Annotated in this window: 23 protein-coding genes; 20 read left to right on the forward strand and 3 right to left on the reverse strand. The window is 63.0% G+C overall.

Annotated elements, in window-relative coordinates; genetic code table 11:
* Positions 1-281: 281 nt before the first annotated feature.
* The 11 genes from nirB (at position 282) to L6Q67_RS21720 (ending at position 10,501) form a co-directional block, all read left to right on the forward strand.
* Positions 282-2,816: a nitrite reductase large subunit NirB gene (gene nirB, locus L6Q67_RS21670; RefSeq protein WP_296574812.1), complete on the forward strand. Its 2,535-nt coding sequence runs from the start codon at positions 282-284 to the stop codon at positions 2,814-2,816.
* Positions 2,817-2,826: 10 nt separating this feature from the next.
* Entirely contained in the window at positions 2,827-3,165 is a 339-nt protein-coding gene (gene nirD, locus L6Q67_RS21675; RefSeq protein WP_296574814.1) for a nitrite reductase small subunit NirD, read from the forward strand.
* 45 nt (positions 3,166-3,210) lie between these two features.
* A complete protein-coding gene (locus L6Q67_RS21680; protein ID WP_296574817.1) occupies positions 3,211-4,023 on the forward strand; it encodes a formate/nitrite transporter family protein in 813 nt (270 codons plus the stop codon).
* 25 nt (positions 4,024-4,048) lie between these two features.
* The gene (locus tag L6Q67_RS21685) at positions 4,049-5,788 is read left to right on the forward strand and encodes a bifunctional protein-serine/threonine kinase/phosphatase (RefSeq protein WP_296574822.1); all 1,740 of its coding nucleotides are present in this window, start codon (positions 4,049-4,051) and stop codon (positions 5,786-5,788) included.
* A gap of 57 nt (positions 5,789-5,845) precedes the next feature.
* Entirely contained in the window at positions 5,846-6,505 is a 660-nt protein-coding gene (locus L6Q67_RS21690; RefSeq protein ID WP_296574824.1) for a L,D-transpeptidase family protein, read from the forward strand.
* A 65-nt stretch (positions 6,506-6,570) separates the two neighbouring features.
* Positions 6,571-7,821 (forward strand): nucleoside recognition domain-containing protein, encoded by a 1,251-nt coding sequence (locus L6Q67_RS21695; protein WP_296574829.1) that lies wholly within the window; start codon positions 6,571-6,573, stop codon positions 7,819-7,821.
* 94 nt (positions 7,822-7,915) lie between these two features.
* Positions 7,916-8,545, forward strand: a complete 630-nt coding sequence (locus L6Q67_RS21700) for a hypothetical protein (protein WP_296574832.1) — start codon at positions 7,916-7,918, stop codon at positions 8,543-8,545.
* Between the two features lie 181 nt (positions 8,546-8,726).
* Positions 8,727-9,071 carry a hypothetical protein gene (locus tag L6Q67_RS21705; RefSeq protein ID WP_296574835.1) on the forward strand — a complete coding sequence of 115 codons (345 nt, stop codon included), beginning with the start codon at positions 8,727-8,729 and terminating at the stop codon, positions 9,069-9,071.
* 27 nt (positions 9,072-9,098) lie between these two features.
* Positions 9,099-9,677, forward strand: coding sequence for a YfbM family protein (locus L6Q67_RS21710; protein WP_296574838.1), 579 nt, complete (start codon positions 9,099-9,101; stop codon positions 9,675-9,677).
* Positions 9,678-9,782: 105 nt separating this feature from the next.
* Positions 9,783-10,112, forward strand: a complete 330-nt coding sequence (locus L6Q67_RS21715; RefSeq protein WP_296574841.1) for an antibiotic biosynthesis monooxygenase — start codon at positions 9,783-9,785, stop codon at positions 10,110-10,112.
* Positions 10,109-10,501, forward strand: a complete 393-nt coding sequence (locus tag L6Q67_RS21720) for a VOC family protein (protein WP_296574844.1) — start codon at positions 10,109-10,111, stop codon at positions 10,499-10,501. Before L6Q67_RS21715 ends, L6Q67_RS21720 begins: the two co-directional genes overlap by 4 nt.
* A gap of 253 nt (positions 10,502-10,754) precedes the next feature.
* On the opposite strand, the gene L6Q67_RS21725 is transcribed toward L6Q67_RS21720, so the two are convergent.
* Genes L6Q67_RS21725 through L6Q67_RS21735 form a run of 3 tightly spaced genes read right to left on the reverse strand, consistent with a single transcriptional unit; the run spans position 10,755 to position 14,948 of the window.
* The gene (locus L6Q67_RS21725) at positions 10,755-13,151 is read right to left on the reverse strand and encodes a TonB-dependent receptor (RefSeq protein WP_296574847.1); all 2,397 of its coding nucleotides are present in this window, start codon (positions 13,149-13,151) and stop codon (positions 10,755-10,757) included.
* Entirely contained in the window at positions 13,148-13,666 is a 519-nt protein-coding gene (locus L6Q67_RS21730) for a YfiR family protein (RefSeq protein ID WP_296574897.1), read from the reverse strand. The genes L6Q67_RS21725 and L6Q67_RS21730 overlap by 4 nt, the downstream gene beginning before the upstream one ends.
* 19 nt (positions 13,667-13,685) lie before the next feature.
* Positions 13,686-14,948, reverse strand: a complete 1,263-nt coding sequence (locus tag L6Q67_RS21735) for a diguanylate cyclase (RefSeq protein WP_296574850.1) — start codon at positions 14,946-14,948, stop codon at positions 13,686-13,688.
* 576 nt (positions 14,949-15,524) lie between these two features.
* Between L6Q67_RS21735 and L6Q67_RS24585 the strand changes: the two genes are divergently transcribed.
* The 9 genes from L6Q67_RS24585 (at position 15,525) to L6Q67_RS21775 (ending at position 21,519) form a co-directional block, all read left to right on the forward strand.
* A complete protein-coding gene (locus L6Q67_RS24585; protein ID WP_367171662.1) occupies positions 15,525-15,731 on the forward strand; it encodes an Imm32 family immunity protein in 207 nt (68 codons plus the stop codon).
* A 71-nt stretch (positions 15,732-15,802) separates the two neighbouring features.
* On the forward strand, positions 15,803-16,159 hold the full coding sequence (locus L6Q67_RS21740; protein WP_296574872.1) for a hypothetical protein: 357 nt from the start codon (positions 15,803-15,805) through the stop codon (positions 16,157-16,159).
* Between the two features lie 75 nt (positions 16,160-16,234).
* Positions 16,235-16,879, forward strand: coding sequence for a dihydrodipicolinate reductase C-terminal domain-containing protein (locus L6Q67_RS21745; RefSeq protein ID WP_296574880.1), 645 nt, complete (start codon positions 16,235-16,237; stop codon positions 16,877-16,879).
* A 4-nt stretch (positions 16,880-16,883) separates the two neighbouring features.
* Positions 16,884-17,537: a hypothetical protein gene (locus L6Q67_RS21750; protein WP_296574882.1), complete on the forward strand. Its 654-nt coding sequence runs from the start codon at positions 16,884-16,886 to the stop codon at positions 17,535-17,537.
* 347 nt (positions 17,538-17,884) lie between these two features.
* The gene (locus L6Q67_RS21755) at positions 17,885-18,277 is read left to right on the forward strand and encodes a hypothetical protein (RefSeq protein ID WP_296574885.1); all 393 of its coding nucleotides are present in this window, start codon (positions 17,885-17,887) and stop codon (positions 18,275-18,277) included.
* A 494-nt stretch (positions 18,278-18,771) separates the two neighbouring features.
* Positions 18,772-19,401, forward strand: coding sequence for a hypothetical protein (locus L6Q67_RS21760; protein ID WP_296574888.1), 630 nt, complete (start codon positions 18,772-18,774; stop codon positions 19,399-19,401).
* Positions 19,402-19,477: 76 nt separating this feature from the next.
* Positions 19,478-19,843 (forward strand): hypothetical protein, encoded by a 366-nt coding sequence (locus L6Q67_RS21765; protein ID WP_296574890.1) that lies wholly within the window; start codon positions 19,478-19,480, stop codon positions 19,841-19,843.
* A 374-nt stretch (positions 19,844-20,217) separates the two neighbouring features.
* Positions 20,218-20,592, forward strand: coding sequence for a hypothetical protein (locus L6Q67_RS21770; RefSeq protein ID WP_296574893.1), 375 nt, complete (start codon positions 20,218-20,220; stop codon positions 20,590-20,592).
* Positions 20,593-20,796: 204 nt separating this feature from the next.
* Positions 20,797-21,519, forward strand: a complete 723-nt coding sequence (locus L6Q67_RS21775; protein ID WP_296574896.1) for a hypothetical protein — start codon at positions 20,797-20,799, stop codon at positions 21,517-21,519.
* The last annotated feature ends 997 nt before the right edge of the window (positions 21,520-22,516 follow it).

Raw genomic sequence — 22,516 nt, forward strand, 5'->3', positions numbered from 1 at the left:
ACCCCCACCCGCAAACCCGCTGATTCAGTGAAAACCCAACCCGGCACGATACCTGCTTAATACTCATCACCCGCTGGCAGTGTCGCCGCGGGCTTAGTTGCCTCCGCCAACGACGGCGGAACCCGAGCGAGTCGCGTGCGCAAGCACCCGCCACCTCGTTGTTCCAACCCGATTTTGATCCGCGTTTCGCGGGGGCCATGATGTCTGCGCCGCTCATTCTCTGAGCCCGGCATGGATATCCCGCACGGCCCCCAGGGAGACCTGGACGTGCAGGATTAATCATGAAAATCATTGTTGTTGGTCATGGCATGGTGGGTCACAAGTTCCTCGAAGAACTTCACCTCCAGGCATCCGTCCCCACCGAAGTCACCGTGCTGTGCGAGGAACCTCGCGCCGCCTACGACCGGGTGCATCTGTCCGAATTCTTCGCCGGCAAGAGCGCCGACGATCTCTCCCTGGTAGAGCCCGGCTTCTTCGACAAGAGCGGCTTCTCCCTGCGCCTCAAGACCCGGGCTGCCGCCATCGACCGGCACCACAAGACGGTCACCACCGCCGACGGCGAGGTGCTGCCCTACGACAAGCTGGTGCTGGCCACCGGCTCCGCACCCTTCGTGCCGCCGGTCAAGGGCAATGACCGCGCCGACTGCTTCGTCTATCGCACCATCGAAGACCTGGAAGCCATGACCGAATGCGGCGCCCGCTCGCAAAGCGGCGTGGTGGTGGGCGGCGGCCTGCTTGGCCTGGAATGTGCCAAGGCCCTGCGCGACCTGGGCCTCGAAACCCACGTGGTCGAATTTGCCCCGCGCCTGATGACGGTGCAGGTGGATGACGACGGTGGCCGCATCCTGCGCAGCAAGATCGAAGAACTGGGCGTGCGCGTGCACACCAGCCGCAACACCGTGGAGATCACCGACGGCGCCCGTGCCCGCCACCGCATGGTCTTCAACGACGGCAGCCACCTGGAGGCCGACATGATCGTGTTCTCCGCCGGCATCCGCCCCCGGGACGAGCTGGCCCGCCAGAACGCCCTGGCGGTCGGGCCCCGCGGCGGCATCGCGGTGGACGACCACCTGCGCACCAGCGACCCGGACATCTACGCCATCGGCGAGTGCGCCGCCTGGAAGGAACAGCTCTTCGGCCTGGTCGCCCCCGGCTACGACATGGCCCGCGTGGTGGCCCGCCACATCGCCGGCCAGACCGACGCCCGCTTTGCCGGCGCCGACATGAGCACCAAGCTCAAGCTGATGGGTGTGGACGTGGCCAGCATTGGCGACGCCCAGAGCAAGACCCCCAACTGCCGCAGCTACCGCTACACCGACGAGCGCAAGCAGATCTACAAGAAGATCGTGGTCAGCGAAGACGGCAAGCGCCTGCTCGGCGCCGTGCTGGTGGGCAATGCCGACGAGTACGGCACCCTGCTGCAGATGGCCCTCAACGGCATCGCTCCGCCGGAAGACCCCGAATTCCTGATCCTCCCGTCCAGCGACGGCAAGGCCAAGCCCGGCCTGGGCGTCGATGCTCTGCCCGACAGCGCCCAGATCTGCTCGTGCAACAACGTCACCAAGGGCCAGATCTGCGCTGCCGTGGGCGAAGGCGTGACCACCATCGGCGACATGAAGGCCTGCACCAAGGCCGGCGCCACCTGTGGCGGCTGCGTGCCCCTGGTCACCCAGGTGATGAAGGCCGAGATGGCCAAGCGCGGCATGGCGGTGAACAACCACCTCTGCGAGCACTTCCCCTACTCCCGCCAGGAGCTCTTCCACCTCATCAAGGTGGGCGAGATCAAGTCCTTCGACGAGCTCCTGCAGAAGCACGGCAAGGGCCTCGGCTGCGACATCTGCAAGCCCGCCGCCGCCAGCATCTTCGCCTCGTGCTGGAACGAGTTCGTGCTCAAGAAAGACCTGGCCGGCCTGCAGGACAGCAACGACTACTTCCTGGGCAACATCCAGAAGGACGGCACCTACTCGGTGGTACCGCGCATGGCCGGCGGTGAAGTCACCCCTGACGGCCTCATCGCCGTGGGCCAGGTGGCCAAGAAGTACGGCCTCTACACCAAGGTCACCGGCGGCCAGCGCGTCGACCTGTTTGGTGCCCGCGTCGAGCAGCTGCCCTTCATCTGGGAAGAGCTGATCGCCGCCGGCTTCGAATCCGGCCACGCCTACGGCAAGAGCCTGCGTACCGTGAAGAGCTGCGTCGGCTCCACCTGGTGCCGCTACGGCGTGGGCGACAGCGTGGGCTTCGCGGTGGATCTGGAGAACCGTTACAAGGGCCTGCGCGCCCCCCACAAGATCAAGTTCGGCGTGTCGGGCTGCACCCGCGAGTGCGCCGAAGCCCAGGGCAAGGATGTGGGCATCATCGCCACCGAGAAGGGCTGGAACCTCTATGTGTGCGGCAACGGCGGCATGAAGCCGCGCCACGCTGAGCTGCTGGCCGCCGACCTGACCCAGGCCGAGCTGGTACGCCTGGTGGACCGCTTCCTGATGTTCTACGTCCGCACCGCCGACCGCCTGCAGCGCACCAGCACCTGGCGCGACAACCTGGAAGGCGGCCTCGACTACCTGAAGGACGTGGTGGTGAACGACAGCCTGGGCCTCGGTGCCGAGCTGGAAGCCCAGATGCAGCTGGTGGTGGACACCTACCAGTGCGAATGGAAGACCGCCGTCACCACCCCCGCGGTGCGCCAGCGCTTCCGTTCCTTCGTCAATAGCGAGAAGGCCGACGAGCACATCATCTTCGTGGAAGAGCGCGGCCAGATCCGCCCCGCCCGCCCCGAAGAGCGCGCCGCCGACCTCGACACCCTTGCCACGCCCGCCTGAGGAGCCCGACATGAGCAACGCCCCCCTCGCCTGGACCACCGTGTGCACGGTGGACGAGATCCTGCCCAACACTGGCGTCTGCGCCCTCGTGGAGGACCGCCACGTGGCGGTGTTCCGCGTCGGCGACGCCGGCTTCTACGCCATCGACAACGTGGACCCCAAGTCCGGCGCCAGCGTCCTGTCCCGGGGCCTGGTCGGCAACCTGGGTGAGCACATCGTGGTGGCCTCGCCGCTGTACAAGAACCACTTCGACCTGGCCACCGGCGCCTGCCTGGAAGCCCCCGAGCACTCGGTGCGCGCCCACGCGGTGAGCATCGAGGACGGCCGCGTCCGGGTCGCCCTGGGCTGACCCGACTTCACCCCTGATCGCCTGACCCCACAAAAGGACCAAAAAATGGCCTACCTCGCTCCTGCCGAATTCGTCACCAAGATGGTGGACGCTGGCGAATCCAAGCTCCTCATGTCCACCCGCGACACCCTGATCCGCGCCTACATGGCCGGTGCCATCCTGGCCCTGGCCGCCGCCTTCGCGGTCAGCGTGTCGGTCAACACCGGCAACCCGCTGGTCGGTGCCCTGCTCTTCCCGGTGGGCTTCTGCATGCTCTACCTGCTGGGTTTCGACCTGCTCACCGGCGTGTTCACCCTCGCCCCCCTGGCGGTGATGGACAAGCGCGCCGGCGCCACCTGGAACGGCGTGCTGCGCAACTGGGGCCTGGTGTTCACCGGCAACTTTGCCGGCGCCCTGACCGTGGCCGTGTTCATGGCCATCATCTTCACCAACGGTTTCACCGAGGCCCCCAACGCCATCGGCCAGAAGATCGGCCACATCGGCGAGGGCCGCACGGTGGGCTATGCCGCCCACGGTGCCGGCGGGATGCTGACCCTGTTCATCCGCGCCGTCATGTGCAACTGGATGGTGTCCACCGGCGTGGTCGCCGCCATGATGTCCACCAGCGTCTCCGGCAAGGTCATCGCCATGTGGATGCCCATCCTGGTGTTCTTCTACATGGGCTTCGAGCACAGCATCGTCAACATGTACCTGTTCCCGTCGGGCCTCATGCTGGGCGGCAACTTCACCTTCATGGACTACATGATCTGGAACGAGATCCCCACCGTGCTGGGCAACCTGGTGGGCGGCCTCACCTTCGTCGGCGCCACCCTCTACTCCACCCACTACAAGACGGCCCCCAAGCGTCGCGCCGCCTGACCCCGCCACCGCCAGGGACCCGCCCATGCGCACCGCCGGCCTGCACGTCACCGTCGGTCAGGCCTCCCTGGCGGCCGACGACCACATCAACCAGGACTTCCACGGCGCCTGCCTGCCCCGGGGGCACCAGCTCGCCGGCAAGGGCGTCGTCCTGGCCCTGGCCGACGGCATCAGCTCCAGTCAGGTCAGCCAGCTGGCCAGCCAGACCGCCGTCCGCTCCTTTCTCGAAGACTATTACGCCACCTCGGAGGCCTGGTCGGTGCGCCGCGCCGCCGAGCGGGTGCTGAGCGCCACCAACGCCTGGCTCCACGCCCAGACCATGGGCAGCGACGCCCGCTTCGAGAAGGACCGGGGCTACGTCTGCACCTTCAGCGCCCTGATCCTCAAGGGGCGCGAGCTGCACCTGCTGCACGTGGGCGATTCCCGCATCTACCGCCTGCACCCCCAGGCCCTCGAACAGCTCAGCGACGACCACCGTGTGCGCCTGTCGTCCTCCGAGTCCTACCTGGGCCGCGCCCTGGGCGCCGGGCCCTACGTGGAGATCGACTACCGGGGCTGGGAAGCCGAGGCCGGCGAGGTGTACCTGCTGGCCACCGACGGCGCCTACGGCCACATCCAGGCCGATGACATCCATCAGACCCTCGCCACCCATCCCGCCGACCTGGACGCCGCCGCCACCACACTGGTGGCCCTGGCCCGGGCGCGGGGCTCCGACGACGACGCCACCCTGCAGCTGCTGCGCATCGACAGCCTGCCTGCGCGGGACGCCCCCCACCCCCAGCTCGGCCGTGCCGGGCTTCGCCTGCCTCCGGTCCTCGCCCCGGGCATGGCCTTTGAAGGCTTCACCATCCTGCGCGAGCTGCAGGTCAGCGCCCGCAGCCACCTGCACCTGGCCATCGACGACCAGAGCGGCCAGCCCTGGGTCATCAAGACGCCTTCGGTGGACCTGCAGCAGGACCCGGAATACCTGGACCGCTTCGTCCTCGAGGAATGGATCGCCCGGCGCGTGAACAGCCCCCACGTGGTCAGGACCTGGCCCGGCGAGCGGCCCCGCAGCCACCTCTTCGTGGCCATGGAGTTCATCGAGGGCCAGACCCTGGCCCAGTGGCGGGTGGACAACCCCCAGCCCGGCCTCGACAGCGTGCGCGGCCTCGTCACCCAGATCGCCCAGGGCCTGCAGGCCCTGCACCGCCGCGAGATGCTCCATCAGGATCTGCGCCCCGAGAACGTGATGATCGACGCCCAGGGCACGGTCAAGCTCATCGACCTGGCCAGCGCCCACGTGGAGGGCCTGGCCGAAACCCACCGGGACGCCCTGGCCTCCGCCGTGCCCGGCAGCCTGCAATACACCGCGCCGGAAGTCCTGCTGGGCGAACCCGGCAGCCCGCGCAGCGAACTGTTTGCCCTGGCCACCCTCAGCTACCAGCTCCTAACCGGCCAGCTCCCCTACGGCCTCGAGGCCGCCCGGGTGCGCAGCGCCGACGACCTGCGCCGCCTGCGCTACATCCCCGCCCGCCACCACCGGCCCGATCTCCCGACCTGGGTGGACGCCGTCCTCGCCAAGGCCCTGCACCCCAACCCAGCCCGACGCCAGGAGGTCATCTCGGAATTCGTCCAGGATCTCAAGGCGCCGGGCAACGAGTTCACCCACCGCCGCAGCACGCCGCTGATCGAGCGCAACCCGGTGATGTTCTGGAAAGCCACCACAGCCCTCCTGGGACTGGCGGTCATCGCCCTGCTGGCCCTGCGCATTACCGGGCACTGAGCCCCGACGGCGGCCCTGATCCGCGATAATCAGCTCCCCGCACCCACCGACCCCGCCGTGCCCACCCGCTACAGCACCCAGCTCCTGCGCGTTCTCGCCGAACACGAGGACGCCACCACCGGACACCTGCAAGCCTTCGAACGCCCGCCGGGCGGCCCCTGGCAAGCTGTGGGCGAAGTCATCCCCGTCACCCTGGGCCGCAGCGGCCTGGCCTGGGGCCGGGGGCGGCACCCCGCCCAGCCGGGGCGACAGAAGCAGGAAGGCGACGGACGCGCGCCGGCCGGCGTGTTTGCCCTCACCGCCCTGTTCGGCGCCTCCCCAAACGGCGACTACCGCCTGCCCTACCACCCGGCCCACCCGGATCTGAAAGGCGTGGACGACCCCGCCTCACGCCATTACAACTGCCTGGTCGATGCCCGCCACACCCCCCGGGACTGGGCCTCCTGCGAAGACATGCTGCGCCCGGACGCCCGCTACGCCCTGGGCGCCGTGGTGGCCCACAACAGCAACCCGCCCCTGCCTGGTGCCGGGTCGTGCATCTTCCTGCACGTGTGGGAAAGCCCCGGCGCCCCCACCGCCGGCTGCACCGCTATGAACCTCATCCACATGCGCCAGCTGGCCCACTGGCTCGACCCCGCCCGCCAGCCCTTGCTGGCCCAGCTTCCCGAGGCCGACTACGCCGCCCTGCAGGTGGCCTGGGATCTGCCCCGGCGATGACAGGCCGGCCCCCCGCCCGCTAGACTGCGGAGCTTTACCGTCCCGGGCCGCCGCCCCACCGCACCGTGCTCAACCGCATCTGGGTCGCCTTCGTTCTCGTCGGATTTCTCGCCGCCCTCGTGCAGACCCTGCAGGGCGACATGGGCATCTTCGGGCGCCTCCTCAGCGGCCTCTTCGACACCGCCAAAACCGGCTTCGACATCGCCATCGGCCTCGTCGGCATCATGAGTCTGTGGCTGGGCATCATGAAGATCGGCGAGAAGGGCGGCCTCATCCAGCTCTTCGGCCGGCTGGTGGCTCCCTTCTTCCGGCGCGTCTTCCCCGACATCCCCCCCGGCCACCCCGCCAGCGGCAGCATCGTGATGAACGTCTCCGCCAACATGCTCGGCCTCGACAACGCCGCCACGCCCCTGGGCCTCAAGGCCATGCGCGAACTGCAGGAGATCAACCCCCGCAAGGACACCGCCAGCAACCCGATGATCATGTTCCTGGTGCTCAACACCGCGGGCATCACCCTCATCCCCACCTCGGTCATCGCCATTCGCCAGAGCATGGGCGTACAGCAGGGGCTCACCCACTTCAACGCGGCGGACATCTTTCTGCCCACCCTGCTGAGCACCTTCATCTCCTTCACCGCCGGGCTCATCGCCGTGGCTGCGTGGCAGCGCATCAATCTGCTGTGCGCCCCGGTGCTCGCCGTGTTTGCCGGTTTTGCCGCCCTGATGGCGGGCCTCTACGCCTGGCTCGCCCCCCTGCCCGCCGAGCAGATGGCCCAGACCATCGGTGTGCTGGGCAGCGGCGTCATCCTGTCCCTCATCGTCCTCTTCGTGGGTGTGGCCGCCTGGCGCGGCGTGGATGTGTACGAAGCCTTCGTCGAAGGCGCCCGCGACGGCTTTGGCGTGGCGGTGCAGATCATCCCCTACCTCATCGCCATGCTCGCCGCCATCTCCCTGTTCCGCAACAGCGGCTGCATGGACTACCTCATCGACGGCATCCGCAACGTCGTGCTGGCCCTCGGCCTCAACGCCGACTTCGTCCCCGCCCTGCCCGTCGGCCTCATGAAGACCCTCAGCGGCAGCGGCGCCCGCGGCCTGATGGTGGATGTCATGACAACCCACGGCGTCGACTCCTTCCCCGGCCGCCTCGCCGCCATCATCCAGGGCTCCACCGAAACCACCTTCTACGTGCTCGCCGTGTACTTCGGCAGCGTCAACATCACCCGCATGCGCCACGCCGTCGCCTGCGGCCTCATCGCCGACCTGGTCGGCCTCATCGGGGCAATTGGCGTGGGCTACCTGTTCTATCACGGCGGCTGAGCCGCATGCTGCAGAAGGGCGTGTGCGCCAGGGCTGCACTTGTCATAATTCGAGAGATATCTTTGAATCCCTCGCATATGAAGATCTGGTGCCCATGAGCTCTCGAACCTTTCTGATCAGCCTTGCAGGGTTCGGCTGCTATTTCGGCCTGCTGTTGATTACGCCAAAGGCCTTCCCCGCCTTCGGCGCAAGCACAACTCACTTCCTTCTCATCCTGTCGTCGATGGTGTTGATGCCGCTCCTCGCCATCACTGCCATCTGGGCCATTGGAGCCCTCATCACCGCCAAACTCGACAAGCATGCCATGGGCCCGGCAGCACGCACGGCAGGGCGAGTCAGCCTGGCGGGGGTTGCCGCCTTCTTTATCTGCATCGCACTGGCCTCCATCCTTCCCAACACGCTGCCCACCGGCTCTTACGACAGCCCTTTCAACAGGGCGCTATGGCTGGACCCGGGTTTCGCAACCGATCCCCCGGGCCAGGCAACCCCGCGGCAGAAAATGCTGGCAGCCGTCATCGCACAGCTTCCGCACAAGAGCCGCAGCGAAATCGAAACCATGCTGGGCCCGTCGATGAACACGCCATACTTTCAAAGCACCGGGCGGGATCTCATATATGCGACGGGCCCGCAACGCGACTCAGTGTTTGGACTGGATTCCGAATGGCTTCTGATCTGGCTGGATGAACACGGGACTTACAAGCGCCACACGATTGCCACGGATTGAAAATATGTACAGATCAAGATCAACCTCAGCGCCACTCCACGCCATCGCCTCCCTGCTGGCAGCGCTGAGCCTTTTTGCGCCGCCGGCATCCGCCGTCGCCCCCAACCCACCCCAAAAGTACTCCTGGGAGAGGAATGAAGCCCTATCCGTTCTGCCAGTACGATCCGAGATTGATGTATCGGTGAAGAAACACCCGGAGCTCAAGGGCGACGACTACGTAAAGCCATCCTGGATCAGCGATGCGGACTACCCCGTAAAGCAGCTCCCCAAACCCACGTGGAACATGGACGGCAGCCTGTCGGTCTGGCATGTTGCCGCCGAGACGGGATCCTCCTCCATCGCCGAATCCGGCGCGCGAGCGCTCTTACTCGGCAAGGAGCTATCGCTGTGCTACGCCTGGCGCCCGAAAAGCTACGCTCCCAATGAGCCGATAGCGGCCTATGTCATTTCCGTCGTCATTGAATTCCGCATCCGGAATCTCGCTCCCGGAAATTACTCGTTCAAGGAAATCGAGGTTTGCCAGTGACGCAAGCGCCCTCCACGGAGAACCCCCATGAGCATGCTTTGTGACGTCCATCGGATCACGCCTGAACAAGCCGAGTGCCTGAAGCACTCACCGGATGCCATCAGTGATCTTCTCGGCTTTGAGGCGCCCTCCCCGAAGCAGGGACTCCTGGCCCGGCTGTTTGGAAAACCTGCCGCGCGCCCTGCGGCTGCGTCCCGACAACTCGAACCTATCCCTGCGGCCAACACCTTTGAACTGGAACAAGCCTGGCACATCCTGCACTTTCTGCTGTCTGGCAGTAACGCAGAGGGCACCTGGCCAATGGCCTTCCTGATGTCCGGCGGCGTCGAAGTGGGCCCTGATCAGGGCTACGGCCCAGCCCGACTGTTCAGCCCGGCACAAACCGGTGAAATCGCCGGGTTTCTGGGCTCGGTGTCTTTCGAGAGGCTTGAGGCCGCCTACATCCCCGAGGCCATCGAAGCCGCCGAAATCTACTGGCGCCCGTCGACCGACGCACAGGAGCAAAAGCAACAGCTGGGCGATCTCTGGCGAGTGCTCACGGATCTTCGGGCGTTCTTCGAAACGGCACGCCACGGGGGCGATGCAAGCCTCGTTTCCATTTACTGAACGCCGCGCCACGGCGCACGCTGTACGCCCGCACGCCTCATTGCGGGTTCCCGAACCTTTACCATCGCGGCAAAAGACCCCGCCACCCACTGGAGCCCCACCGTCATGTACTCCTCCACCTTCATCTTCGCCAAAAAAGAATACGACGAAGACTTCTATCGCCTGGACGAGGCCATTGCCCGGGCCGCCAAGGACATCCCCGGCTACCTGGGTGAGGAGAGCTGGGAGAACCCCGGCACCGGACTGATCTCCAATGTGTATTACTGGGACAGCCTGGAGGCCCTGCAGGCGCTCATCCAGCACCCGACCCACCTGGAGGCCAAGGCCCGCCAGGCCAACTGGCTGGACGGATACCAGGTGGTGATCTCCCAGGTGCTCAAGACCTACGGCGACGCCGGGCTTCCCCAGACCCACTTCCTGAGACAACACCCATGAAACTCGCCTACACCATCCTTTACGTCCCCGACGTGCCCGCCTCCCTGGCTTTCTGCGAGGCGGCCTTCGGCTTGACGCGAAAGTTTCTCCACGAAAGCGGCACCTACGGCGAGCTGGAGACCGGCGCAACGACACTGTCCTTCGCGGCACATGAGCTGGGAGACATGAACTTCGCTGGCGGGCATGTGCACGCCGACACCTCGGCCCAGCCCCTGGGCTTCGAGATCGGCCTCGTCACCGATGACGTGGCCCAAGCCCACGCCCGCGCGCTGGCCGCCGGGGCTACGGAGATGGCGCCCCCGGTGCAAAAACCCTGGGGGCAGACGGTGTCGTACGTGCGCTGCCCGGACGGGCTGCTGGTGGAGTTGTGCACGGCCGTCGGAGACTGAGGCTGTGAAGGCCTGGCGGGCGCTGCTGGCCAGCCTGCTCATCGCCGGCCTCCTCCTGAGCCCGCCTGCCAGCGCGGAACCCGCCTCCTGGCACCTGTGGCAGAGCAGGCTCACCGACAAGCTGATCTGCGCCCAGACCTCGCCCGGCGAAGGCTGGACCCGGCTGCGCGGCCCGTTTCGGGATGCGGGCTGCCGCCAGGCGACGACGAAGTCCCGTGGTGCCGGCTCACAAAGCCTGCCAAGCCAATCGCTTTCAGAAATCCACGCCCAGCCGCAGGTAGTAATACGCGCCGTTGTAGCCGAAGGGGGCGTACTGGGAGTACTGGATCACCTTGCCGGCACCCACCAGGCTGTCGTCGGTCTGGCCCCATTTATCGGGGCGGACGTCGAAGAGATTGACGGCGCCCAGGGCCAGGCTCATATCCCTGTTGAGACGCAGGCAGAGCTCGGCGTCGAGGGTCCATTTGGCCGAGAAGGCCACCCGGTCGTAGGCACTGACGCTGTAGAACTTGCCGAAGCGGTTGAGGTTGAGCACCAGGTCGTAGATGCCCTGGCTGTATTTTGACCACAGCTTGATGGCGTCGGCGGGCTGGCTGCCTTCAATCAGTACCCGGGTGAAGGGGTCGAGGATCAGGTCGGTCATGTTGACGCCCAGCACGTCGGGCGCCTGATTGACCTTGGTGATGCGGGTGCGGCTGCGCTGGTAGGCGGCCACCAGCTTGAGCCGGGCGCTGTTTTCCAGTTCGCGGCTGTAGTCCAGGCGCAGGTCGAGGCCGCGGGTGCGGGTACCGATGGCGTTGGTGAAATACACCGCGCCGTCGATGTTGTTCCGGGCCAGTACGTCGGCAGCCTGGGGGCTCAGTGAAGACAGGCTGTAGGCCGAGATGTAGCCGGTGGGCAGGATGCGGTCGCGGATGTCGGTGACGAACACGTCGGCGCTGGCGGTGAGCCGTGACGAGGGCTGGAAGACCATGCCCAGGGTGAGGTGGCGGGATTTTTCAGGCTTGAGGTCGGTGGCGCCCAGGGCCCGCGCCACCGGGTGATCGACGGCAAAATTGCCCCAGAACTGGGCCGCAGCATCGTTGCTGTTGCGGTAGGTACCCGTGTAGGAAAAGTGGCTCTGGGACAAGGACGGCGCCCGGAAACCTGTGCTCGCGCTGCTGCGGAAGAGCAGGTCTTCCGTGGCGCGGTAGCGCAGGGCCAGCTTGCCGTTGAGGGCGGAGCCAAAGTCGCTGTAATGCTCGGCGCGGGTGGCGGCGTCCAGCATCAGGCGCTCGGTGGCGCTGTACTTGAGGTCGCCATACAGGGAATGGGCCTGGCGCCGGGCCGACACTTCATTCTCCGCACTGAAGCCGGGAAAGCCCTGGGCGCCGTAGGCAAAGTTGTCGGCCGAGCCGAGCATGTAGGACGCGTCATCGCCCCTGACGATGCGGTAGCGCTCCTGGCGAAACTCGTATCCGCCCGCCAGGGTGTGGCGGCCGACCTTCTTGCTGAAATCGGCGTTGAGGATCTGCTGGGTGTAGCGCGTGGCGCCGCTGTCGAAGGACGTGGGCGTGGCCAGACCCAGGGAGGTGTTGAGGGAGTTATTGACGAAGAAGTGGTAGTCGTTGTGGCCGTGGGTGTAGCTGACGTCCCAGCGGGCGCCGTCATCGAGCACCCCACGCACCCCCGCCGTCGCCGAAAAATCCAGGATCTTCGGTTCGATCCGCGGCAGGAAGCCGTCGGGGTAGATGGCCGCGATGTTGCGGGAGTCGCCCGCCGTGCGGTAGAAGGCGCCGGCGCTGCTGCGGCGCCGGTCATACAGGCCATGCAGATACAGGGTGGCGTCGCCCCGGGGCAGCTCGGCATTGAGGGCGAACAGACCGTCTTGAGTGTCGGCATCGCCAAAGTGGGTGTTGATGCGGCCGCCGTCACTGGCATCCGGCCCGGCCCGGTTGGTGGCGCCCCGGTCGCGCCATTCGGCGCTGAGGTTGATGAAACCGTCACCCGCCAGGGGCAGCGTATGAAACAGCGTGCCCTGCCGGGTGATGCCGTCGCCTTCGCCCGTGCGCCCGTAGGTAAACGTGGCCTGGCTGCGCTGGCCGTAGCCCTTGAGGATGACGTTGATGATGCCGGCGATGGCGTCGGAGCCATACTGGGCCGCCGCGCCGTCGCGCAGCACCTCCACCCGCTCGACGGCGCGCAGGGGGATGGTGGCCAGATCCACACCGGAGCTGCCCCGGCCCACCGTGCCGTTGTTGTGCAGCAGCGCGCCCTGGTGCAGCCGCTTGCCATTGACCAGCACCAGCACCTGGTCGGGGCTGAGGCCGCGCAGGGTGAAGGGCGGCGCGTGGTCGGTGCCGTCGGTGATGCTGGGACGCGGGGCGTTGAAACCCGGCACCAGCATGGCCAGGGCGCGCTGCAGGTCGGTCTGGCCGGTGGCCTGGAGCTGGGCCGCGGTGATGATGTCGATGGGGACTTCGGCATCCAGCGCGTCCCGGGCGCCCCCGCGGGAACCCACCGCAGCCTTGGCCTGGGTCTCCACCCGCAGCAGCTGGTCGAGGGGCCGCCGGTAGTAGTCGTTGGTCTGCTCAACCGCCTTGTCGGCAGCCTGGGCCACACTGCCTACCGTCAGGGCGAGGCACAGCACGATGCGCCGGGGAGGGCTCATGGCCTGTCCCCCCGCAGCACCGTGGCAATCGAAAGCAGGGGCGCGCCAATGCGCAGGCCCGACTTGAGGGCCGCCGCGTGGTTGATCTTGATGCGGGCCTTCTGCTCGACGAAATCGAGCTGGATGATGCCGCCGCTCTCGGCAAACCCCTTGGCCTCGCTGATGGTCAGGATGCCGTTGCGCTGGGCGTGGTCGATGGCGGCGGCGCGGGCGGCCGAGCTGGCGAGGGTGATGAACAGGGCGTCCGTCTCTCCCACCTGATCGAGCCGGGTGGCATAGCGCAGCTCGATGGGCTTGTTGTGGATGCGCTTGTCCCGGTACAGGTCGTCAAGCAGCGTGCCGAAGGGGTTGTCGTCGAGCAGGGTGATCACAAAGCGCTCCCGGGGCTTGGCCGGCCACTCGATGTAACTCGCAAAACGGCCGATGAACACCGCCTCGAGCTTGCGCTCCTCGTCGCCCGCCCACGCCCACGGCGCCTGCAGCAGCAGCGCCAGGCCCAACAACCCCAGAAACATCCTCACCCCGGCCTCCCTTTTAAGCCACCATGTAGCGGTTGCGACCGGCCTGCTTGGCGCGGTACAGGGCCTTATCGGCCGCACGGATCATTTTCTCGATGTCCTCGTGGGTCGAGCGGGGTACCGCCGAATGCACCCCCAGGCTCACCGTGACGTGGAACAGCGCATCCGCGCCATCGTCGATCTGGCGGGCTTCCACACCGGCACGGATGCGCTCGGCCACCGCAACCGTGACCTCCTCCGTGCCGCCATCGCAAACCACCAGAAACTCCTCACCCCCCAGCCGGGCCACCAGGTCGTAGTCGCGGGCATTGGCCTGCAGCACCCGGGCCACCTCCTGCAGCACCCGGTCGCCCGCGGGGTGGCCATGGCTATCGTTCACCGCCTTGAAGGCGTCGATGTCGAGCATGATCACCCCCAGCGGCTCGCCCTTGCGCTGGGCACGGGCCAGCATGGTCTGGAGGCTGTCCATGGCATGACGGCGGTTGGCCAGCCCGGTCAGGGCATCCGTGGTGGCCAGCAGGCTGAGGCGGTCGTCCCGCTCGCGGATGTCCGACAGCATCGCGTTGAAACCGGCGTAGAGCGTCCCAAACTCGTCCCGCCGCTCGGCCTCCAGGCTCGCCCGGTAGTTCTTGGTGCGGGCCACGTCCTGCATGGCCCCCATCAGCTTCATGATCGGGCGGGTAAACAGGGACTGCAGCTTGAACGACAGAAACAGCAGCAACACCAGCGTGAGCACCGACGTGGCCGCCTGCAGCAGCACCAACTCACGGATCTTGGCCCACACCACCCCGGTGTCGGCCACCACAGCCAGCACCCCGATGGGCGCCCCCTCAAAGAACACCGGGCGCAACACCCCCATGAAGTCATCGTCGATGTGCTCCACAAAGCCATCGGGTCGACGCAGCGCATCGGCACTGGCGCGGATCCGCGCCTGCACGCCCGCCTGCAACTGCGGCACCTGCGCACCGGACACACGAGCCGCCCGATACTCGGCCAGCGGCCGCCCCGACTCGTCATTGACCACCGCCAGCAGAATGTGCGGATCGACCCGCAAGGAGGCCAGCATGGTGTTGGCGCTGCCTGCATCGCCAAAAGCCAGCGCCGCCCGCATGTTCTCGCTGATCACGTCGGTGAGCTGATGCAGCACGCGCAGCGACGCCCGGGACTCGCTCAGGTAGGTCGAATAGATCGTGATTGCCGACGAGATCAGCAAGGCCAGCGCCGCGCTCAGCCCCAGCAGGACTATCAGCTTGTAGCGAATCGAGATCCTGTCAAACATCAGCTCTGCCCGTCTGCGCCTGCCTGGATCATCGGAGCCGGGAAGCTCCTGCAGGGCGGTTCTTGTTTATTGTTGTCTTCGGGCAATCGCCCGGCGCACAAGGCGGGGCGCCCCGACGCTGCCACAGAGGGGATCTTACCCGAAGCGTGGGGGGGAGCTTGGCTGTTGTGGGTGGGGGCCGCTTGGAGACCTCCACACCAGAACCGCCCGTGGAGCTTGCCAGCCTTACGGCCCGCTTCAATAGCCCCCTCTCATGCCCCCGCGGCCACCGGATGGCGAGCGCATGGAAAATGCCGTTTTCATGCTGGCTTATCCTCACGAAGTTGTGCAGAATCCTCGTTCATGAGCGAGGGCGTGGGGTTACGCAGCAAATCGTGCGTTGGCCGGGAGGAGATTTTCCACGGAGCGGCTTCGTCCAACCCATCATTAAACCGGACCTGTCGCAGCAAGCCGCGCCAGCCCTGTGAATTCAAACGTTAGACACCTCAGACCATGACATCACCAGATCATCTGTTGAGCGTGACTACTTCGCCTGGTGGCGACATCGTTACCATTCACGGCGACCTCGCTGGCATTATGTTTTTGCGCGATAGTCTTAATACACTGCTCACCAGGCTGTCTCAAGGCGAATGCGACCACAAGCACTTTAGGTCCCCCGATTGGGCAGGCTTTGAACTGAGCACTTCAATGTTGACCGCCGAGCAACACGCCGGACATATAACTGTCCATCACCTTGAAGTCTTGGCATGGTCGCCAGAGTGGAAGGTGAAGCATGGTTTGTAGTCTCTGGCGGTCAGCACCCTTCGCGGCCTCGCTCATGTCGAACGTTGGGTGTCAATATCAAACCTTATGCAATGACCTGGGTCGCTAATCTCATCGCCGAATCAGAACGCGACTTGGTGTTCTTGTGGCACATCACGTCTGGCCGCTTCTCAAGCATCCCGCTGGCTGTGGCGCCATCGGAGATCGACATTGACAATGCTATATCTGAGCTTGTGGCAATTGGCGCGAGGATCGGATTCGGCGACCCCAGCTCATCCGAATTCGTTGTTCCTCAAGAGCTACTGGTCAATGGCAAGCCATCAGCATCGAGAATTGCCGAGCTACGCCGCAATGCCCCGGAGAACTACCACTTCCTCATTTTTGCAATCCGTCAGCCTGCCGCCCAACCCAACGCTGCAGCGGACCGCCTCCGGCAGCCGCTGAGCTAAGACGTTGGGCATCTTACGATCCACCTCATCTACTCAAGTAGCACTATGCAAGTCCTAATAGTTGGTTCGGGAAAATTGGCGACGGAACTGCTGAACGAGCTTTCGCTCGGCGCCTCGCTCACGCTCCACCGTTGGTCTAACGCACCGCCTAAGCAAGACCGCTCGGTGGTCGTCCATGCTGGCTCCGGCAGAGAGCTAGACGATGTAATCGCCTACTGTAGAGAAACGCACTCCGTTCTCGTTGAGCTATCAACCGGATCGAAGCTGGAAGGCACATCACCCACGTTTCCCGTCGTCATGTGCCCGAACACCAACATTCTCATGCTGAAGTTCATGAATATGCTGGCGATGAGCGGAAGGTTGTTCACGGGTTGCCACATCGAGTTGAGAGAGTCGCACCAAGCCGAAAAGCGGTCTGCTCCCGGTACCGCGATTTCAATCGCCCAGTCGTTGGGGCTTTCGGCCGAGGCCGTAGTTTCAGTGCGTGATCGAGATGAACAACTGAGCGCCTTGCGCATTCCTCCAGAACACCTTGGGCGCCACGCCGTACACAGCATTCTGATTGAAGATGGCGCTTGCCGCATCTCGCTCGAAACAAGGGTGTACGGAGCTTCCGCCTACGCCGATGGTGTTGCGAGGATCATATCTGCGGCCTCCTCACATCAACTTGAAGATCGCCTGTATGCAATCGACGAGTTTGTTGAACGTAGCTGGGTATAGCCCGATGCCCAACAATCGCTTCGAGAGGACCACCCAAAAGCTACGCAAGCCGGCAAGTTCAAACATTGGGCACCCACATCCTTATCCTTATCCTTATCCATCTCATGGAACCATGAAAAGACTACTTACCGCACTGCTCCTGCTAATTTCATGTTCTGCTTTCGCGCAGAATCCGCCATCCGAATTTGTAACTCAAGTTCTTGAGCCAACAGGCGGCAAGATTGCTCGGCCGAAGGATTGGTTCTACGCCGAAGGGCAACAAGGACCGGTCTACACTTGGATCTTGTCCCGTGAAGACACCACGGGCAACCGCCCATACACGACCGGTGTTCGCATCCAGACCTTCGTCGGAGTGAAACAGGCTGCTGGCAAGACTGCCAAAGATTTCATACTTGATTTTTTGGGGACCAAGAAGAAGGAGGCCAAGGTACTCAGAACTTGCGAGGAGACAAACCAAGGACTCTTTACACGCATTTGCCTTGAGACAGAGGAGGGACCATATCACATTCTTTACTCGCTCTTTTGGGGTAGCAATGGCTTGGATGTGGCTGTCGTTTCCGTCGCGGGCACATCAAAGAACCTCTGGGACGCCTATGCCTCCACATTCGACAAAATGAGCACCTTCGAACTAATTGATATGAAGCGCTTTAAGAAATGAAAACGCCCACCCTCGGAGATCGAGACGAGCACCTGCGTCAGCGGCATGGCGTTTCCGATCTTCATCGTACGTCCAAAAGGGTAGGAAACTACACAATTTATGACACTGCGAAAAGTGGTTTGGCAAAGTCGTGATAATTTTCGGGCTTTCAGCCATGCCTATGCCAAGTAGGTGCTGCACCCCTGGAGCACAATGCATCGCCGTGTCCAAAGAAAGTAATTTTTTTATGGTTGGTGCGAATGAAAACGCCTAACTCTTCGGTCAAGCGGAACTGCGGAACCGGCGTGGTTTCTCCGGTCAGTCGCCTTCGCGCCGCAGCCTCTTACCTCCAGCATTAGACCGCACTAATGGAGATCGTCATCTTTTGGCTCGTGCTGGACGCGTTGTTCTGGTTGCTTCGGCTACGACCGAACAGCCTCGTCAGCCGCACTGCCTTCACTTGGCTCGGCCCGAAGCCGATGGTCGGAGAGCTGTGGGGAAGGTATCAACTCAGATGGAGCATGTATTCTTTGGGTTGGTTGCTCCAATTCGCTCTGGCCTTCTCAGTGCTCCTGTTCGTGGTGGGAAAATGGAAGCTGGTCGAACTTGATGGTTTCGCCGGGGTGGTTCTTTTCACACTCCCGTTTGGAATCGCCATGGCGGCCATAGCCGCGCTCGGATTTGCCGTGAAATCGGCGAAAGCGCATTGGCTCGGGCCGAATCCAATCTATGCAGGAGACGGTGAGGGCAGCGCTGTCTAACAGATCGTTCGACACAGACACACAGCGGCATTGCGTCGCGGGACGTATGCACACGCGCGCGGCTCGCGGCGCAATGCCGCTGTGTACCGGTCAACTTAGACGTTGGGCGTCACTATCATGGCGGTTCTGAAGCATGAGATATGGAGAGACCCGGAGGGACTGACAGGGCTCTGTTTGGCTGGCCCGATAGGCGATAGCTTTCGTGCTCTTCAAGAGCCAGGCAGGCTACTGGTCGGCACGATTGACGCTTCGTCTCATGTCGAAGTGATGGCCAAGTACTACGTGCTAATGGGGTGGGGTTCATACACCACAGACTTCGAGTCCGACTACCAACCATATCCTGATGAGTGGCTTGCCATCCAACCAGGCACGGCGAGCGAAAGGCCAGGTAAATGATGTGCTGCCCAAACCATCAATCGAGCGGACCTCGCGCATAAAGCCGCGCGAGTCCGTTCATCACTTACGGGAACGGATCTATGGGCGCGAAGACTTGGATGCTTGTCATTGCCGACTCAAACGCACGTGAGGTGCTTGCTGGAAAGCCTGCGCTGGACCGAGAGAGAACATTGAAGTTCGTCAATGCACTGTTCCCCGGCGAAACACTTGAGCCGATTGGGGATGGATCTCTTGCCTCTACATGCCCACCTAACGATGAAATTCACATCGGCTGTTTTTCCGGCGTCTCGATTATTGCCGCCAAGGAATTTGGCATCGATCACCCATCCAAACTGCCGCAGAGGTTCATAGCAGCCGGTGGTAGCGGGGTTGTCACACTCCACGCCATGCACAGCGTCGTTGACTGGTTCGCCTATGCGATATGGAAAGATGAAAAGCTGATCCGTTCACTGAGCCTTTCTCCGGACAGCGGTATCATGGAAGACATCGGGCAATGCTTGCCTTTCGAAGAGCCATACTGGTCCGGCGAGCACCCGGCTGTTGATAGTGAAGAGGAGAAGGATGCTTACCCGTTTCCGTTCCATCCGCTGGAACTCGGAGAGGAAACCTTGAAAGACCGCTTCGGCTATCAACTTGAGGGGTTCATTGATCCTTCTCTGCTTGAGCCGGAGTCAATCCCGCTGGTTCGCTATAAGCGTTCCCGTTCCTCATGGTGGAAGTTTTGGTGACGAAGGCTAACTCATCACTCCACCGAACCTGCCGTGGCAAGCCGCGCCAGGCCGGTGAATTGAAACGTTGGGCGCCATGACGATCAATATGCTTCGGGCCCATGCAACTTTGCTCTTGCTGGTCGCTATTCCCGGAACGACCGCCTTTGCGGCCAAGGAAATGCGGGCTCTGCCACAAAGCCAGGCGGAGTGTGAAGCCGCAGGAGGAGCCTGGACCGTTTTAGGTCTGCCCTTCCCTGGCAAACCGGCATCTTGCGATCTCAAGGCCAAGGATGCCGGAAAATCCTGTAGCGACTCAAAGGAGTGTGAGGGCTTGTGCCTGGCGCCGGCGGCGTCCAAGGCCGGCTCCAGGACCACTGGCCTTTGTTCAACCTATATCCGGAATTTCGGCAACATTCATTCAATTGAGGCTGGAACGGTCCAAGATTGGAACATCGAATGAGTGCTTTCCTTCGCCAAGGCTGTGCCTTAACCACCCGTCAAGCGGACAACCGTGATCAACGCTAGACGCCTCATGCTAATCACTCTTGGTGGTGCGGCCGTGGTTTGTGGCCAAGTGGCCATGGCGATAGTCTTGCCACCGCTCGGCGCAGTGTTCTTTCTGATCACCATTGCGTTTCTTGAGGCAATCGAGGGGCGCGGCATTTCGACGCTTCAAGGCTCCCCGGATGGCTGGCCTATACCAACCCAATTGGGCTGGTGCTGTGCGGTGGCAATCTGGTGGATTGTGTGGTCAGCTGCGTTGGCATTTTTCATCTGGCGTCGCTCTCACCGGTCTTTGTGCAGCCATATCTAGGCCCCTGCAGGAGCATCCCAATGATTGATCTTCAAGCAAGCGAACTTCGCACCTTCATACCAGCCCAGGATTTCGAACTATCCAAGAATTTCTACTTGGCGTTGGGTTGCGATCTGGAGTGGTCGGACGAAAACCTGGCACTCCTCAAGCTTGCAGGCTCAAGCTTTTACTTGCAACGCTATTACGTCAAAGAATGGGTGGAGAACGGCATGCTGCATATATCAGTTCAGGACGCTGCCCGTTGCTTCTCTGACATCACCGGACTCTTAAAGTCCGGGCGTTTTCCTTCGGCCCGTGTAGCGGCGCCGGAGCAAGAACCTTATGGTGCATTCGTCACCTACGTCTGGGACCCATCAGGTGTTCTACTGCATTTGGCCCAGTGGCGCGGGGCCTAACAATTGATTCAAGCCAACACCACTCCGCAGCCCAGCTTAGGGAGATACTGAAAGATACCGGCGAAAAGGTAAAAAAACCAAAACTGAAGAAGATCTGGAAGTACAACCGAGTTGGAGAAAAAAGCACTACTGTTCGCATCGCTTCTGCTCTCATTGGCATGCTTATTGCGCTGGATGCAAGCATCTCGAAGAAGGAGGCACGCCATGATTGTTCAGTCCCCCTCGGCTCTATTTTCCGCCACTGCAATTGCACGCTCAGCATCATTCCGGCAAGACTTTGCCGCCGCACCGGCAAATACTGCCGATACGGTCAATATTTCCCAGGCTGCGCGCGATCTTTATGCCGTCCATGTGACTCAAGCCAAACCCTCCGCGTCTGCCGGGGACGACACGAGGGCGAAATTCGACACGGATAAAGGCACAATAGAACTCGACATCGAGTCCTACTTCGCACCGCCAACCCGCCAGGGGGTGAATCTGGATTCTGTGCCGCTGTTGATGCCTAGCCAGAAAAACATTGATGCCCTGTCCAGCTACGTCTCGGCGCACATGCCCGGCTTCCTGGCCGACAGCGGTATTCTCAGCCCGCCTACGCACATCACCTATGACGCCATGGGGGAAATCCAGTTGCCGGCCGACTACCCCTACGCTACGGAATTCAAGCAGGCATTGGAAAACAACCCTGTGATGGAACGGGCTTTGCGCACCACCGTCGCGCTCACATCACACATGGTGGAGATGAACAAATCCATCCCCTTCCAGCAGGAATACACGGCGGCCACATCTCAGGCCGAAATCGAGGCCGTCGTCGCGAAGTTCCAGTACCTCTTCTCCAACAACCGCCACTACGACAGCATCGCCCTCAACTTCACGCCGGGCGGCACCCTGAGCCTCACTCACGACGGCAAACCGCTCTCCGAAGCCTGAGCAGCAAGACATAGTCACGTACCACGATATTTTGATGCGATCCCATGACGGCGATGTCCAATCCATCATCTCATCAGACCTGCGCGAAAATGGAGGTTTTCTACAGCGTCGTCATTAGGCGTCACCAAGACAATGACCGCATTTATCCCGCCATCCACCGCGGCGGCTGCACTGGCCGCCAAACAGCTGGCGCAGAAGAATCGCAGCAAGCGCAATCTGGTTCTTCTCGCTGGTATTCTCCTCTCCGCCCTCGCCCTAGCAGCGTACCTCATGCTGGTTCCAAGCCTGTCCGTTGGGCCGGGAGCACTTCTCGTGTCGGTAACGCTCGGTGCATTCTCCGCCGGACTGGTGCTTATTCGGTTTTCAAGGCGCCTTACACCAGCGCTAGCTCAGTGCCTCTCGTGTGGGAGATGCTGGGAGATCCGGGAGGGAAGAAGTGTTCCGCATGCCGAGTACATGCCGAACTGGGACAAATGTCCGGGTTGCGGTATGCCGATGGGAACCGAATTCTTGGAGCGACTGGTTCACAAGAAAAGTAACACTTGACACATCGTCCAGCTGGCCCCACCCACCCCATAGCCTGACACTGATGCTCAGGCAGTCATGGGCCGAGATCACCGAAGGATGTGAATCAGATTGCCCGTAAGAAAGCCCCGCCGTGCGGGCAACTCTGGCGGGTGTGCGAGATCCGGAAAAAAAGGGTTGGCCTCAGAGCCGCACGGAATGGATTCCTGCCACAACACCAGCGGAATGCTTGCCAACAAAACTGTATATGTATACAGTTTTGTTGGCAACTTCACACCACGTCCCCCAGGAGCAACGCACCATGCTTGACCACATGACCTTCCGTGTCACCGACATTGCCCGGGCCAAGGCCTTCTACAGCGCGGCGCTTGCCCCCCTGGGTTACAGCGTGGTCTTGTATTGACCCAGTGAAATCCTGCTCAGGTGTTAACCTTGAAAGGAATGACACATGAGCACGGCCATGGAAGACGAA

This window comes from Zoogloea sp. (assembly GCF_023150065.1).
GTDB lineage: Bacteria > Pseudomonadota > Gammaproteobacteria > Burkholderiales > Rhodocyclaceae > Zoogloea.